Annotated in this window: 12 protein-coding genes; 4 read left to right on the top strand and 8 right to left on the bottom strand. The window is 44.9% G+C overall.

Going from position 1 to position 16,196, the window contains the following annotated elements; translation table 11 throughout:
* Positions 1-134 precede the first annotated feature (134 nt).
* The gene (gene pgmB, locus V7K48_RS02195) at positions 135-3,152 is read left to right on the top strand and encodes a beta-phosphoglucomutase (RefSeq protein WP_335069180.1); all 3,018 of its coding nucleotides are present in this window, start codon (positions 135-137) and stop codon (positions 3,150-3,152) included.
* Between the two features lie 121 nt (positions 3,153-3,273).
* Positions 3,274-3,402, top strand: a complete 129-nt coding sequence (locus tag V7K48_RS02190) for a hypothetical protein (RefSeq protein WP_335069178.1) — start codon at positions 3,274-3,276, stop codon at positions 3,400-3,402.
* A gap of 204 nt (positions 3,403-3,606) precedes the next feature.
* On the opposite strand, the gene V7K48_RS02185 is transcribed toward V7K48_RS02190, so the two are convergent.
* On the bottom strand, positions 3,607-3,948 hold the full coding sequence (locus V7K48_RS02185; protein WP_335069176.1) for a hypothetical protein: 342 nt from the start codon (positions 3,946-3,948) through the stop codon (positions 3,607-3,609).
* A gap of 462 nt (positions 3,949-4,410) precedes the next feature.
* Between V7K48_RS02185 and V7K48_RS02180 the strand changes: the two genes are divergently transcribed.
* Positions 4,411-5,376, top strand: a complete 966-nt coding sequence (locus tag V7K48_RS02180; protein WP_335069174.1) for an aldo/keto reductase — start codon at positions 4,411-4,413, stop codon at positions 5,374-5,376.
* 306 nt (positions 5,377-5,682) lie between these two features.
* Here V7K48_RS02180 and V7K48_RS02175 read toward each other — a convergent pair whose 3' ends face one another.
* The 7 genes from V7K48_RS02175 to purC all read right to left on the bottom strand — a co-directional run bounded on the left by V7K48_RS02175 (position 5,683) and on the right by purC (position 15,226).
* A complete protein-coding gene (locus tag V7K48_RS02175; RefSeq protein ID WP_335069171.1) occupies positions 5,683-6,939 on the bottom strand; it encodes a DNA cytosine methyltransferase in 1,257 nt (418 codons plus the stop codon).
* 661 nt (positions 6,940-7,600) lie between these two features.
* Positions 7,601-8,767, bottom strand: coding sequence for a lipid-A-disaccharide synthase (lpxB, locus tag V7K48_RS02170; RefSeq protein ID WP_335069169.1), 1,167 nt, complete (start codon positions 8,765-8,767; stop codon positions 7,601-7,603).
* A gap of 116 nt (positions 8,768-8,883) precedes the next feature.
* The gene (lpxA, locus tag V7K48_RS02165; protein ID WP_334972896.1) at positions 8,884-9,702 is read right to left on the bottom strand and encodes an acyl-ACP--UDP-N-acetylglucosamine O-acyltransferase; all 819 of its coding nucleotides are present in this window, start codon (positions 9,700-9,702) and stop codon (positions 8,884-8,886) included.
* A 307-nt stretch (positions 9,703-10,009) separates the two neighbouring features.
* Positions 10,010-10,540 (bottom strand): 3-hydroxyacyl-ACP dehydratase FabZ, encoded by a 531-nt coding sequence (gene fabZ / locus V7K48_RS02160; protein ID WP_334972894.1) that lies wholly within the window; start codon positions 10,538-10,540, stop codon positions 10,010-10,012.
* A 100-nt stretch (positions 10,541-10,640) separates the two neighbouring features.
* A complete protein-coding gene (lpxC, locus tag V7K48_RS02155; protein WP_335069167.1) occupies positions 10,641-11,489 on the bottom strand; it encodes a UDP-3-O-acyl-N-acetylglucosamine deacetylase in 849 nt (282 codons plus the stop codon).
* Positions 11,490-11,692: 203 nt separating this feature from the next.
* Positions 11,693-14,326: a BamA/TamA family outer membrane protein gene (locus V7K48_RS02150; protein WP_335069165.1), complete on the bottom strand. Its 2,634-nt coding sequence runs from the start codon at positions 14,324-14,326 to the stop codon at positions 11,693-11,695.
* 162 nt (positions 14,327-14,488) lie between these two features.
* Entirely contained in the window at positions 14,489-15,226 is a 738-nt protein-coding gene (gene purC / locus V7K48_RS02145; protein ID WP_335069163.1) for a phosphoribosylaminoimidazolesuccinocarboxamide synthase, read from the bottom strand.
* A 578-nt stretch (positions 15,227-15,804) separates the two neighbouring features.
* On the opposite strand from purC, the gene V7K48_RS02140 reads away from it, so the two are divergent.
* Positions 15,805-16,065: a DUF7219 family protein gene (locus V7K48_RS02140; protein ID WP_335069161.1), complete on the top strand. Its 261-nt coding sequence runs from the start codon at positions 15,805-15,807 to the stop codon at positions 16,063-16,065.
* Positions 16,066-16,196 lie beyond the last annotated feature (131 nt).

Raw genomic sequence — 16,196 nt, 5'->3', positions numbered from 1 at the left:
TCTGCGAGACGCTGCGCGTTGGTGGTTCGATAAATTAACCGAAGTTGGCAATTTTTGCATGAGTCCTAGAAAAGACTGATTCATCTAGCTCAAAGACTCAAAATCCCCAATCCCTAATTCCTACTCCCCACTTTATGCAAACAAAAGGTCGTTCTCGCCATTTTATCTACACAGACTGGATATTAATCGAAACCCAGTTTGACCCTGAGCAATTACACTCCAAAGAAACCGTTTTTACAATTGGCAATGGATACCTGGGAACAAGGGGCAGTTTTGAGGAAGGTTATCCTCATGCATTGCCAGCTACTTTTATCAACGGTGTCTACGATGATGTGCCAGTGGTGTACACTGAACTGGTAAATTGCCCTGACTGGCTATCCTTGGTAGTGATTGTGAATGGCGATCGCTTCCGTCTCGATCAAGGTGAGATATTGCGCTATGATCGGCAACTTGATCTACATTATGGACTACTCTTGCGTGCCTTGCGTTGGCGCTCTCCCAGTGGGGACACCATAGACATCAGCTTTGAACGCTTTGCTAGTCTTGCAGATCCGCACGTGTTGGCGCTACGCTGCCATTTAACGCCAGTAGATTTTGATGGGTTAATCGAAGTTCAAGCTAGTATCAACGGCTATCCAGAAAATCAAGGTTTCAATCACTGGGAAGGACTAGACCAGGGCAAGATCGACCAAGGAATCTGGTTGCAACGCTGCACCCGCAGCTCCCGAATTGAACTCTGTATGGCAGCTAAAGTGAGAATATTAGGCACTGAAGCATCTTTGCAAGTCAGTAGCGCACCTGGTTATCCTACCTTGAGTACGACCTTCTCGGCTAAAACGCAACAGACCGTAACAGTGGAAAAAATCGTCACAGTTTTTACCTCGCGGGAGATTGAAACACCAGTCGCAGCAGCTCAAGAAAAACTCGCACACCTACCAGACTACGCAACATTACTAAAAGCTCATGAACAGGCATGGGATGAGATTTGGCAGCAAAGTGACATCCTAATTGAAGGAGATAGCACCGCTACTTTTGCTGTTCGTTACAATCTGTTTCAACTGCTGATTGCTGCTCCACAGCATGATGATCGGGTGAGCATTCCTGCTAAAACCCTTTCTGGGTTTGGGTATCGTGGTCATATCTTTTGGGATACAGAAATTTTTATGCAGCCCCTGTTTCTGTTTACCCAACCAGAAATCGCCCGCAACTTACTTAGTTACCGCTGGCATACCTTACTAGGAGCGCAACGCAAGGCAGCCCATTACGGGTATAAAGGGGCAATGTTTGCCTGGGAAAGTGCTAATACCGGAGATGAAGTGACACCACGTTGGGCTATCGGCAGTGATTTTTATGGTGAAGACGTGCGGATTTGGTGCCGCGATCGCGAAATTCATATCAATGCAGATATCCCCTACGCCATTTGGAACTACTGGCAAACCACTGGTGACGATGAGTGGATGCAAAAGTGCGGCGCAGAGGTGATCTTGGATGCCGCCATTTTTTGGGGTAGCCGGGTCGAATTCAATCCTGAGCACGAAAAGTATGAAATTCGGGGAGTGATTGGAGCGGATGAATACCATGAATTCGTCCACAACAACGCTTTTACAAATCGGCTGGCGCAATGGCATTTAGAGAAAGCGATCGCAGTCTATGATTGGTTGGTTCACAAATTCCCCGAACGAGCTACCGAACTAGAACAGAAACTAAAACTCACCTCCCAAGAGCGAACGCACTGGCAAGATATCATCACCAAAATACTGTTTCTCTATGACCCATCAACAGAACTAATCGAGCAGTGCGAGGAATTTTTCCAATTGGAAGATATTAACTTAGCAGACTATGAAGGGCGCGAACGCTCCATGCAACCGATCTTAGGTATGGAGAGAACCAACAAATCTCAAGTACTCAAGCAGCCAGACGTATTAATGCTGCTTTATTTAATGCGGGAATCAGCAGATTTTCCCTACAGCAAAAAAGCATTGCAGACTAACTGGGACTACTATGCACCCCGCACTGATATTACCTATGGTTCGTCCCTTGGCCCAGCAGTTCACGCCATCTTAGCTTCAGATTTGGGCAAATCAACCGAAGCTTACGAAGTGTTTATGCAGGCGTTAATGGTGGATCTTGAAGATAACCGAGGTAACACCAGCGATGGAATTCATGGCGCTACTGCTGGTGGTGTTTGGCAAGCTGTAATTTTTGGATTCGGTGGCATCCAACTAACCGAAAATGGCCCTGTAGCCAATCCCCATCTGCCCTCTGGCTGGACGCGCCTGAAGTTTAAACTGCACTGGCAAGGAAAATGGCACGATTTCGATCTGCATCGGGAACAAGTCGCCCAAGATATAACTCGTCAACTAGAATATCTCCAACTTTCCCTCTCCCCCAATCCCCCAAATTTCCACTCAGAAGCTTCTGCTCCCTTTGCCTCCCCTGCTCCCTCATCCTCCCCACTCCCCATTACCCCTTATCCCCACAACCCCAACATCCAAGGATTCATTTTCGACCTAGATGGTGTGCTAACAGATACAGCAGAACTTCACTATCTAGCTTGGCAGAAGCTAGCAGATGAAGAGGGTATACCGTTTAATCGGGAGGCTAACGAAGCGCTGCGGGGTGTATCCCGTCGTGCTTCTCTGATGCTGATTCTTGGGGATAGACCGTATTCAGAAGCACAAATCCAGGAGATGATGGAGCGCAAGAATCGCTACTACGTGGAATTGATGCAAAATATGACGCCCCAGGATTTGTTGCCAGGTGCGATCGACCTCTTGGATGAACTGCGGCAAGCTGGTATTAAGATTGGTATTGGTTCAGGTAGTAAAAATGCCCGCACAGTGCTAGAGCGATTGGGCATTGCTGATAAAATAGATGCGATCGCTGACGGTTATAGTGTACAGGAACCCAAGCCAGCACCCGACCTATTTCTCTACGCAGCCAAGCAGCTAGGAATTGAACCAGGGCAATCTGTGGTTGTAGAAGATGCCGCAGCAGGTATTGACGCGGCTCTAGCCGCTGGTATGTGGGCAGTAGGACTCGGCCCCGCTGAACGAGTTGGAGCCGCTCATATTGTTTTGCCTAGCCTAGCAGGCATCAAATGGACAGATTTAAGAGCCAAATTAAGCAATATTGCCAAACAAAAACATTAAGGACTTCCAAATAAAATTTGTTGGAAGTCCCTAACCCAGTCAATAAACTGGCAGAGGGGCAGAGGAGTTATGGACAAAGGAGCGACAACAGACCCACCTGCGTCGCATTCAAACATCAGTTATGCACATGACCCAGTTGTTGAATGATGTATTGGTGCTGAGTCAGGATGAAACAGGCAAGTTGGAGTTGAATCCAACACCCCTGAATTTAGTGGAATTTTGTCGCGATCTATTAGAAGAATTAGAATAGGGCGGATCGCTCACAATATGCAATCGCTTTTAGCGGTGAGTGCCAATGCACCTCAGCTAACTTAGACACTAAATTACTGCGGTAAATCTTGAGTAATTTATTCTCGAATTGCCTAAAATACTCTCCTATTGGTAGCACAGTTAAGTTTTCTGTCACCACTGCCAACGATCAAGCTATATTCCAGACTCAAGACTCTGGTATTGGCTATTCCCCCTTCTGACATTGAACACATCTTTTAACCCTTTCACGGCGCCAGTAATGCAGGTAATATCCCAGGAATGATGATTGGGGATATCCATCGTCAAGCAGGCTGTAGATTCGTATGGTGGCGAGATTATTGTTGAAAGTGCGATCAGTGCGGGAACTACCTTTACAGTTATTCTGCCATTTTCGAGAATATACATGTATAGGTTTTTTCCACTTTTGTTGTTCAATCAGGTTAGCTTGCTCATGTTCTCTTCGAGTCACACGTAGACGAAAAGTCATTTGTTTGAGATATTCCCATCCACGTCGGCGGTCTACTTTCTTACCTTTTAGCTCATTCAACCAATCGTTAAATAGCGACCTTAATCGAAGTTTTTAGTTTTAAACAGGTTATGATATCAGGTTCAGTTAAGCATTTCTTTCTTCTCTTCGCGTCCTTGGCGTCCTTCTCTACGAGACGCTGCGCGTTGGTAAAGCCTCTCGCAGAGAAGGCGGTTCGTTAAAAAATTGACTTTGATTAAGAGTTTTAGCCTTAACCCAAGCGGATTGTATTATATCAGGTTTGGTTAAACACTTATATCTATATGCTGGGTTTCACTGCCGTACCCCTACGGAGAAGCAAGCTACAACCCAACCTACATTGATAGATCTTATTACAAGTAATCACCCGAACTTGATATTATTTGGGCATGAATTTGAGCAGATTTAAGCAAGTTCCTAATCTATCAGTAATTTTGCTTTCTTAGATTAATTCTCCCTAGTTAAGATATTACAATAAAAGTAATTTCGCCCCCGAAGCCAATCATGACAGAAGGAAAGACACGGCGTAATTTCCTAATTACCAGCATTGCTGTGACAGGAGGTATTGTGGCAACTAACGCTTTACAGCAAAATACTACCAACACCGCAACACCTCCAGCAACCATGCCAGAACGGGTGCTGGGACGCACGGAAGTAAAACTACCTATCTTTGGGTTAGGAGGAGCAGGACAAACGCCGCTATCCTGGGAAGGAAAAGAGGGTGATGCTACGGCAATTATTCAAAGAGCGTTAGAACTTGGCATTCGCTACTTTGATACAGCAACTAGTTATGGGCCGAGTGAAGATTATTTAGGCAAAGTGCTACCACCCCATCGCTCAAAGCTGTTTCTAGCAAGCAAGACTGATAAAAGAGATCGGGATGGTGCATGGCGAGAATTGGAGCGATCGCTTAAACGTTTGAATACAGATTATCTCGATTTGTGGCAGTTGCATCGCCTTTCTTCTTTTGAAGAACTCGACACCATCTTTAGTCCATCTGGCGCAATTAAAGCTTTAGAAGAAGCCATACAACAAAAATTGGTGCGGTTTGCAGGTATTACTGGACATCACGACCCTCAAGTGATTGCCGAAGGGTTACGTCGCTATCCTTTCCACACTACACTGATTCCTGTGAATGCCGCTGACAAACACCACCCACATCCATTTATCCCAGTAGTTCTACCAGTTGCTCAAGAAAAAAATGTCGGTGTGATTGCGATGAAAGTTCCGGCTTATGGTCGGTTGTTTAAAACAGGTGGGTTGACAGGTATGCAGCAAGCTTTAGGTTACACAATGTCTCAGCCTGGAGTTCATTGTTGCGTGATTGCAGCAGAAACAATAGCACAATTAGAGAATAATGTCAAGATAGCGCAGGCTTTTGTGCCTCTCAAGCAGCAAGAATTGACAGCGATCGCTCAACGGACTGCTAATATCTGGGAAGATAGTACATTTTTCCGTGCTTGGACTTAGTACAGCTTGTCATCAAAGATGTAAAAATCAAGCCGCAAATTATCAAACCAACCTAAATTGTATAGTGGGCATTGCCCAGCTTCTTGTTAACTATAGGACTTACGCAGAAGAGATCCCCCAACCCCCTTAAAAAAGGGGCTTTTCAGATCCTCCCCTTTTAAGGGGAGCCAGCGCGGTCTTGGGGTCTCCCCAAGTGGAGCGACTGGCGTGGGTTAGGGGGGAGTGCGCTTCGCGCACGCTACGCGAACGAGGTTTCAGGTTTTTAGTGCGTAGGGTTTAGATAGTGAAATCTTGCAGATGTTAGACTTAACAGTCAGGCTGATAATATTGTGCCGCTTGCGACATATTAAATTGTAATAGCTTCTCCTCTGGCAACTTGTATTGGAAACTGGGCTTAAAAGGCGAAATATTCAAACTGCGAATAATTTCTACCGCCACAGCCTTTGCTAGTAGCGGTGGTACAGAGTTACCGACTTGCCGAAATCCGTGCCATTTAGTTACATGAAATCTAAACCAATCGGGGTAAGAATGCAATCTCGCTGCTTCCCTGACAGTGATACAGCGGGGCGTAAATGGATGAATCGGTCTAGGAGATGTGAAAGAACCCCTATACTTGTCTGTTCCGGCTCTTAAAGTATTACAGACACCAGCAGGATGCAGCTTATAAAAACGACTAATTTTTTCTCTATCGCCTTGTTGAGTCTCCTGAAAACGTTGAATAGTTTCCGCCGAATGTTTTGTTCTTAAACTTGAAGAAAGTATTCGCAAATCATATTCACGTTCATAAGAATAATCATCGTCTAGGCATTTGATCCCACGAAGTACAAGAGCATAGTTACTAGGCTTTCGGTATTCTGCTATCACCCAATTTCTTGTTAGTAACTCAGGATATTTTTCTATTTCCGGTAAATCTCCAATTGCATCCCATACTGTAGGACTCAATGGAATGTCAGATATTTTTTTAGAAGTTAAATTATTTGGTAAAGCTTTTTTAGTAATCGGCTGAGGGTATTTCGGTAACTCTACATCTTCCCTTGCACCTATGAGAAATAATCTCTCACGGGACTGTGGTACTCCGTAATTTGCAGCGTTGAGAATTTGGTAATTTTCTTCTACTTTATAGCCACAAATGTTAAAGTCGCTAATTAAAGTTTGGAGGATTTGTTTGTGTTCGCCAACTGTGATCCCTCGGACATTTTCCATCACAAAGAATTTTGGTTTTAGCTCAAAAACTAGCCGATGAAAGTGAAATACCAAAGAGTTTCGTGGATCATCAACAGCCCGTTTACCAATTAGGGAAAATCCTTGACATGGTGAACCACAAATTACCACATCAATTTCGCGATCGCCAATCTCAGACTGATTCCTAATTTCTTCCCCGGTTGTATCCACAACACTTTTACATAACACTGAGCAAAAAGGGAAGTTAAACTCATGTGTTGCACAGTGGATCGGGTCAATTTCCACAGACGCCAACACATCAAAGCCAGCTTCTTCAAAGCCAAGAGTCATACCGCCCGCACCGGCGAATAAGTCAACTGCGATCGCTCGTTGTTTTCTCATCTCATGAGCCATGACACCTCAACATAATTCGTAATTAATAATGACGCTCACGGACTCGCTACCGCTACGCTAACGTAATTTGTAATTACCTTATGGATAAATGCAGCTTCTGGCAAAAACAGATGCTTCGGACTTAATTTTACTCATAAATAAACTAATTGATTCTCTATTTTTAATTACGAATTACAAATTACGTTAGCGCAGTGTTAGTGATAGCGCAGCGTAAAGCCATCTCTTGGAGAGGCTGCGCCAACGGCATGGCAACTCTTACAGGACTTACGCGAAAACTCTCTGAAACTCTTATTCCTTTGTGTCCTTCTCTACGAGACGCTGCGCGAATGCGTCCTTCTCTACGAGACGCTGCGCGAATGCGGTTCGTTTGATCATGATTTTGCGTAAGTCCTGTCTTAGAGACGCTACGCGTAGCTTGCTTCTTTGTTCGCGTTAGCGTCTCCGTTGGCGCAGCCTCTCCGTCAGGAGAAGGAGAAGGGGTACGCTTAGAGCGAGTCTTTTCCCTACAGCCCTTCAGGCATCCTACGGCAGGCGTTAGCCTCTCACGAATCGGAGAAGGGGAAACGCCAAGGGCGATAGCGCAGCGTTAGCGAGTCCTCGTTCGCGCAGCGTCTCGCAGAGAGCGTCATGAGCGTCGGAACGAGCCTGATCACGAATTATTTGGTAGCATTTGCAAAATTTCTTGAGCAGCGCGATCGCACACCCCAACTTCTCCTAAACTTTGCCGCATTTCCTCATAATCTAGCAAAGTTTGCTCTCTACGACTGGGATTGAGTAGCAGTTCCATCGCTGCTTGGATAATATTTTCTGGCGTGGCTTGCTCCTGTAAAAATTCTGGCACAATCGGCTTCATTACTACTAAATTGGGTGGCGATGCGAAGGTTAGAGAACCTTTGAGGATTTTACGAGCTATCCAAGCAGTCAGGGAACTTAGGCGGTAAACTACAACTTGCGGCACATTTAACAAAGCAAGTTCCAGGTTGACAGTACCAGATTTGCTAATGGCTAAATCAGCCGCCGCAAAAATTTCCTTTTGTTGACCTAATACAACTGTAGCCCGCAAACCGTAACGCTCAACAGCCTGCTCAATTGGCTGTCTATAGGCTTCCAGAGATAGAGGAATCCAAAAATGAACTTCAGGTAATTTAGCTTGAATAGTTTGGGCGGCTTGAAAAATAATTGGTAAAAGATATTTTAGTTCTTGGTGGCGAGAGGCGGGGAGCAGGGCGATCGCAATCTGTTCTGGTGCAATCCCCAATGTTGCACGAGCTGCTTGGCGACTGGGAGCATCTTGCATTCCGTCAACCAAAGGATGCCCTACCCAAATAACTTTTGCCCCTTGTTCTTGAAAGTAACGGGCTTCTTGTGGGAAGATTGCCAACAGCTTGTCTGTAAAGCCAACAATCTTGTTAGTCCTACGGAAATTGACTGACCAAGCCCACTCTTGGGGAGCAATGTAATATACCACAGGCACATCCGGCAGATGCTGTTTCATGTAAGTCCCAATTTTTATATTCGGACTCATGTAATCGATCAGCACCACCAAGTCAGGTGGATCTTGCTTTAAAGAAGCGATCGCCCGTCGTTGCAACTGGAGAGTTGGTAAAATATAAGGCAGCCCTTCTTGAATACCCACTGAGCCAATACTACTGGTATTGCCCAGCAGAATTGCCCCAGCCTCTACCATTTTTTCGCCACCCAGCGCCACAATCTCTAATTCCAACCCAATCGCCACAGCTTGACGCTTCAGCGCTGTAATTAGCAGCGACCCTTGCAAATCGCCAGATACTTCGCCAGTGCTGATAAATATCCGCATTTGATAATTGGTAATTAATAAAAACTTAAAAGTGAGGAGTGAATAGTTAGGAGTTAGGAGTTAAAAATTTAATTCATCAACTCATAACTCATAACTCCTAACTCCTAACTTATAATTCACGATTCATCACTCGCACTTTTTTTCCCCTTACCGGGAATCAACCCACGCCTTCCTGGCATCTGAGAAAGTAGCAGGAAGCGGCGCAGATGCTGCAATTCTTCGCTATCTCCTAACAGTTCCAGTTGTTCCAAGGCATCCTTAAAGGACAAATCAGAACGGTAGAGAATGCGGAAGGCTTTTTTCAGCATTTGCAAATCTGCTGAGTCCATACCAGAGCGTTTAAGTCCGACAAGGTTGAGGGTTCGTACCCGTGCTGGATTTCCCTCCACTAGCATATATGGGGCGACATCCCGGTCAATACGTGCCATGCCTCCCACCATTGCCTGTCTACCAATATGTACAAATTGATGGACACCTAAAACCCCACTCAGCCTAGCGCGTGACTCTATATGGACGTGACCTGCCAACGCCACAGAGTTAGCAATCACTACTTGGTCTTCAATCACACAGTTATGAGCCACATGGACATAAGCCATCAGCAGGTTACCATCACCAATTACCGTCGCTTCACCGGCACCGGTAGCGCGGTTAATAGTAACGTACTCACGAATCAAGTTGTGATCACCAATTTTGACCCAGGTTGGTTCTCCCACAAACTTGAGATCCTGGGGTTCCATGCCGATGGCTGCACCTGTAAAAATCTGATTTTGCGCCCCAATTTCACAAGGTCCCTCTAGCACTGCATGAGCACCGATTATTGTTTCAGGGCCCACTTTGACATGCGCTCCAATCACAGCATAGGCACCGACTTGCACTGTATGGTGGAGTTCCGATTTAGGATGAATTACAGCAGTTGGATGAATTAGCGTTTTCAAGGGTGAATCTCCAGAACTGTCTTGATAAGCCAGCGCCAGACGGGGTTTCTGAGGCAGCGTGTTACTCTGGTTAAGAGAGTTGTACCGACTGCCGTCCCATCGAGGTGACTGGTAGAGCGTGAAGTATTTCAGTGAACGAAAGTGTCGGGCAAAGCAAGTTAAGTGTGTTCGCGAGTGCGTCTCGTAGAGAGGGCGTCGAAAATCAAGAAATTATCAGATGCTGTTGTGGATTTTTTTTAACTGTTATCCTTTTTCAGGATTCAGTAGGGGCATTTCACGGCTATGCCCTTACCACGAAAGCAAACTTTTAGTTAACTAGAGAAAACATTAATTCCCCTTCAGAAGCAAGTTGACCATCAACTTCGGCACGACCTTGCATCTTACCGAAACGACGTTGTTTTACCCATAACAGTTCCAACGTCATTACTAGTTGATCCCCCGGTACGACCTGGCGACGAAAACGGACTTTATCGATACCAGCGAAGACAAACAGTTCATCTTCTTCGGGAGACATCTGAGTCAAGACAATGCCCCCGACTTGTGCCATTGCTTCGACAATTAGCACCCCTGGCATCAGTGGACGTCCAGGGAAATGTCCTTGGAAATAGGGTTCGTTGATAGTGATATTTTTAACCCCAACAGCTTTTTTACCTGGAACGTAGTCAATTATTTTGTCTACAAGTAAAAATGGGTAGCGGTGGGGTAGCAATTTCTGAATTTCTTCAGATGTAAAAGTTGTTTTAATCTCAGAGCTGATTGTAGTCTCATTTATAGCCTGTGGTTCGGTAGATGTAGGTGTAGTCGTATCGATGGTATTCACTTCAGTGAGGATTGACATTGGTCGTGTAGTTGATTTTTCATCTGAAAGTTAAGTAGGCAGGCGTAGATCGAAAGCCTTAATAATCCTGAATTTTAAGCTTTTAGATCAAATCCAAAATCTAAAATCCTAAATCTAAAATTCTCTGAGCAAGTTGAATGTGTAAATTATGACTTGCTTTATACGCTAAGAAATGAGCACTAGGAAAAGTTCCTAGTAAACTTAAATCTCCTACTAAATCCAAGATTTTATGACGAACTGGCTCATTTGCAAATCTCAATGGTGGATTTAGCCAGCCTTCTGGCCCACAAACGAGTGCATTATCCAAACTACCACCTTTAATTAACCCTGTTTTTTGTAAATGTTCAATTTGATCCAGTAACCCAAAAGTACGGGCAGGAGCGATTTCCGTAGCAAAGCTAGCAGAAGCGTTTCCTAGTTCGGCGGTTAGTGACCAACTATGCCATTGATTACCAATAGCGGGCAGGTCAAAATCAATACCATAACTAAAGCGGGTTTGGGGTGCTGGGAGGGCAGATACAAAGGCATCCCCTTGATAGACCCATATTGGTTCTGTAACAGCCAAAGGAACTTGGTTATTAACAGGTTGTGATACTAAGCCAACTTGAGCAATGTTGGCTGTCCACACACTTGCGGAACCATCCAAAAGTGGAACTTCTGGGCCATCGATTTCAATGCGGGCATTATCCACACCCATACCAGAAAGTGCTGCCAACAAATGCTCTACCGTGCGAACATATACCTCACCCTTACCCAACTGAGTTGAGAGAACAGTGTGACTAACTGCTGCAACTTGGGCTGGAATGATCGGCAAATCCGGTAAATCCACCCGCACAAAGTAGCGTCCACTTCCCGCCTCAGCTGGTAATATCCGCACCTGGGTATTCACACCGCTATGCAGTCCCACTCCAGTTTGAGTGATTTGGGCTGCTAAAGTGTGCTGTTGCATAGCCGAAAAGTCAATATATTTTGTTTAGTATTGTTCATCGTCTGTTTTGGTAAAATCCCTGATATTCGCTTAAAAATGTCATTAATCCCTTTATCGGAACAGTATTGAGGTAAATGTAAAAATTAGCAAGCTAATCCCAAAAAGTTATGAGTTAAAAGTAAGGAGTGAGGAATTAAAACTTATAACTCCTAACTTCTAACTAATTAAAACCTTTCACCAATACCAAAATTAATCCGGCTATCACCGTTATCGTTGATACCATAGTCAATACGAATTGGCCCCAGTGGAGACTGGACGCGAACGCCAAGACCATAGCCAAAGCCACTACCATTTTTGTTCAGCACTTCAGCCGCCCTGGTACTAGTTCCCAAATCACTGCCGACATCAAAAAATAGTGCGCCGCTGACTACTGAAAAAACTGGGAACCGATACTCAACTGATGCTTGCACATAAGAGCGTCCACTACTTAATGCTCCTTCCTCATAACCCCGGACAGAGTTGCTACCGCCAAGGGTAAAAGCTTCGTAGGGAGGTAAGTCACCGAAGATGGTTCCTGCTTGCAAGTTAAATGCTAAGGTTTGTGCCCCTTTGGTGAGTCTAATCAGCTTGATGGGTAAATATTGGCTGTAGCTACCCCGGAATCTGGTGAGGAAAATATTGCCTAACCCCACAGGGACTGACTGATCGATTCCAAAGCGGAGATAAGAACCGCTAGTGGGTTGCAGGGGATTATTACGGAGATCGCGCTGTGCCCCCAGTTGCAACAGTAGTAAATCGTCTTGACCGTTGTTAGATAAAGTCAGTGGAATCTCATCACTGGTGCGGTTGCCGTTATCATCAAATACTGCTCCTGTTTTTCTGAGATTGCCATCAGCATCACGGGCAGAAACTCGTTGATACTGTAAACCCGCTGAGGCAGTCCAGACAGAAGTTTTGTAGGGATTGGCAGACAGGGGACGGGTAAAGGTGACACCACCACCTAAACGGAGAATCCGGGGGCGATCCTGAGAATCTCTATTAGTGGGATTATCTGGGTCAAAGGTCCTAATATCTTCATCTTTGCCATCAAAAATCAACGAAATCGAACTGCGACGAAAAATATTGGTTGTGTAAGAAGTCCGGTAGGGATCTCCCGCGATCCAGGGGTCTGTAAACCGGATGTCAAACAGCAGTTCCCGTTCTCCCACCTGTATTTCTGTCCCCAGTTTTTGATTCCTACCATTCAGGTTTTGCTGTTGATAGCTAACTGTGCCAAAAAGTCCGCTAGCAGAACTAATCCCTGCCCCAGCCGCAATAGAACCGCTGCTACGTTCAGCTACATTCACTACTACATCCACCTTGCTGGGGTCAGTACCAGGGTCAAGGGAAACATTCACATCTTCAAATAATCCCAGTCCATACACGCGCTGTAGGTCTTTTTGCACCGTGTTGCGGTTGAATACTTGTCCTGGCTTTAATTCCAATTCTCGTGTAATAATGTAATCTTGCGTCCGTCCGCGAATTGGTTGTCCCTTCTCGTCTGTCTCCTGACCATCTTTATTACGGAACCGGACTCTAATGTTTTCTACTACACCTTCTGCTACTTGCAAGGTAACAACTCCGTTTTCAGAGACTTGTGGCGCTCCAATCACGTTTGCTAGCACGTAACCTTGGTCTTGATACCGCTTATTTAACTGCTTGATGCCTTCCTGCAAGTCACGCAAGTTGAGGATTTTGCCATACTGTTCGCGAAAGACTTCATCTACAGTATTGGCTGGTAGTACAGAAGCAACACCAGTGCCAGGATTAGCTTGCACTTGTACCTTGCTGAGGACGGGGTTAGGCTGTACAACAAAGCTCACTCGCACTCCCAAGGGGGTATCTTCTGGTGCTGCTTGGACATTGGAGAAGAAGCCAGTACCAAAGATGGCGTTAATATCTTCTTGCAGTTGGCTGCGAGTTGTTGTTTGTCCTGGTTGGGTACGAATTACTCTATAAACTTGGTTTTCCAGTTCTGGTGATAGTTGTCCAGCCTGTGATCTAACTACTACTTCCGACACCAGTACGCGGGGGTCATTTGCTTCTGGGGCTGTGTTGGGTTGAGTATTTCCTGGAGTTGTCGTCGGTGGGTTAACATTCTGCGGACTTGGAGTAGCGCCTGGGCGTGGGGCAGGTGTTCTTTGTTGACTACCTGGGGGGGAAATGTCTGGAGCTGCTGATGGTTTTGGAGTTGTGGGTAATAAAGGTTCGGTTGTCGGTGGATTAACATTTTCTGGGACTGGAGTTGTCTCAGGAGTTGGGGAAGGCGTTGGTTGTTGAATCTCTGGGGGAGGAATATCTGGAGCCGCTGATGGTTTTGGAGTTGTGGGTAATAAAGGTTCGGTTGTCGGTGGATTGACATTTGCTGGGACTGGAGTTGTCTCAGGAGTTGGGGAAGGCGTTGGTTGTTGAATTTCTGGGGGGGGAATATCTGGAGCGGGAGATGGCTGTTGATTAGGATTGGGATTTATTTGAGGGATTTGTGCAGTTGTTGGCGTTGTGGAAGTTGGTACTATTACCTTTGATGTTGCGTAGGCGTAGCCCGCCGCAGTCATTGCTGCTGGATTGGCAGGGTAAATTGCGACAACACGGGATTGGGGACGCTCCGCCTCTATAACCCTTGTGAGTTTAGGTAGAGATTCTAGACTTTTACTAGAGTTACCCTGACCAGTGTCCTTTTCTGACTGCTGATTTGTTTCTAGTGTCAAAACTTCTGTTGTCTGTTTTGAACTGTTGGCGGTTTGTGCATTTGCACTCAGTGAGCTACCCAAAGGGACTGTAATTGCCACTGCTGCCAGCAATACGGGAGATAAACGCATTTTACTTATGATTCCTCTTCACAACCACACACACACGATCACAAGGCAATAATGCCCTTATACCAAAGGTAAAACTCAAAACATAATTTTTTTCTTTTGCTTTTTTACTTTACAAGGCAAAAGGCAAATTTAATTCCTTCTTAACTTTTGGTTTTTACCTGTTTAACTTTTAGTTTCTACTGCTTTTAGCACTCTCTGTAAAACCTCCTGGTAGGCATCCTCTACATTTCCTAAGTCCCGGCGAAAGCGGTCTTTGTCCATTACCCGGTGGTTTGAGTCCTCTTCTCTGGTATCCCACAAACGGCAGGTGTCGGGGCTAATTTCGTCTGCCAAGAGCAACTGCTGTTGTGAGTCCAAACCAAACTCTAGTTTGAAGTCTACTAGAGTAATGCTGCACCGCTGCCAAAAGTTACTGAGAAATTCGTTGATTTGCAATGCTAGATGGGTAATTGCGTCTACTTGTTCCGGAGTAGCTAGTTCTAGCAGGTACAGGCGATCGCTTGTCAACAAAGGATCTCCTAACTGATCGTTTTTGTAATAAAACTCAACCAAAGGCTGTTTCAGAATTGTACCCAATGGTAACCCTGTTTGTTGACACAGACTGCCAGCAGCAATATTTCTGATAACTACTTCTAAGGGTAAAATCTTTACTGCCTTCACCCGCATCTGATTCGGGGCAGGGCTGTCGATAAAGTGAGTTTTTATACCATTTGCTTCCAACTGTTTAAAAAGCTGGCTGGAAATGCTACAATTAATTTTTCCTTTCCCTTGGATACTGCCACGCTTTTGGGCGTTAAACGCCGTGGCGTCGTCCTTAAAATCTGCCAACAAGACTTCCGGATCGTCCGTTGTATAAAGAATTTTCGCTTTGCCTTCGTATAACTTGGAATTAACAAACATGGTGGCAGGTAAAGTTCTAGGCGATGGACAAAAGTTGTCCTTTGAGGCTTCACCATTTTATCTTTAGTTATTAACTATTAGCCATTGGTGATTATTGAAGAGGATGCGGGGATACGGATAACTGGGCAAAGGGGCAGAGAGCAGGCAGCAGAAGGGAAAGATTTTCCTCCATACACCCCGTCCCTTTTTTTCCTTGTCTCTTCTTAGTAACTGGTCAGTAGCCAGTTACCAAAGATTCACAACTCAATCTCTAACTTTTAACAGAGGGTAATTTGCTTTAGTATATAGTAGATTTACATAAGTATTTTCACTAATACAGTTTGTAAAAACTTTTGCAAATGAAAATACTCTTCGGATATACGGGTATGTTTTAATAGTTTATAACTCAGGGTTTAAACTGAAGTTAATCACAATCCGAACTTCATAAATTAAGATGAGATAAATTGACAACTGGAAGGAAAGTCAAACATACTCTCCAGTTACTTGCACAGGGTTTTTTTTGTAACATTTATCGTAAAAGGACTTCAAGTTCAAAGATTAAAACACAAGGTGAATTGAAAAAATTGGATAAAAAAATAGTGAACAAGGATGATTTTCTCTACCCTCGTGGTCGCTACTACGGTCAGGTAAAGCCAGAAAACTTGGTTTTTAATGCGAATCTACAGGAATTTGCCCAACGAGTAAGCTACATTTGCAACTTGGAAACAGGTGGAAAACTGCCTCCAGGTGCAGCTTACGAACAAATCAAGGATCTATGGAAACAGTTGAAACGCTCAAAAAAAGAGCTGAGAATCGGTGAAGACCCGTTTCAGGATGACCAGGGAGAGGTTCAAGGTTGAAGGGGAGACGCGGGAACACGGAGACCCAAAGACACGGAGACTCCAAACTCTACCAATTTTGAATTTTGGATTTTGGATTGCATAAAAAATCTAAAATCCAAAATTGAACGACTCCTAACTCTTTGACTCAA

It is taken from the genome of Nostoc sp. (assembly GCF_036919615.1).
In the GTDB taxonomy this organism is placed as follows: Bacteria; Cyanobacteriota; Cyanobacteriia; order Cyanobacteriales; family Nostocaceae; genus Nostoc.
The sequence above is the reverse complement of the archived record's forward strand: the minus strand, read 5'-3'. Positions and strand labels throughout refer to the sequence as shown.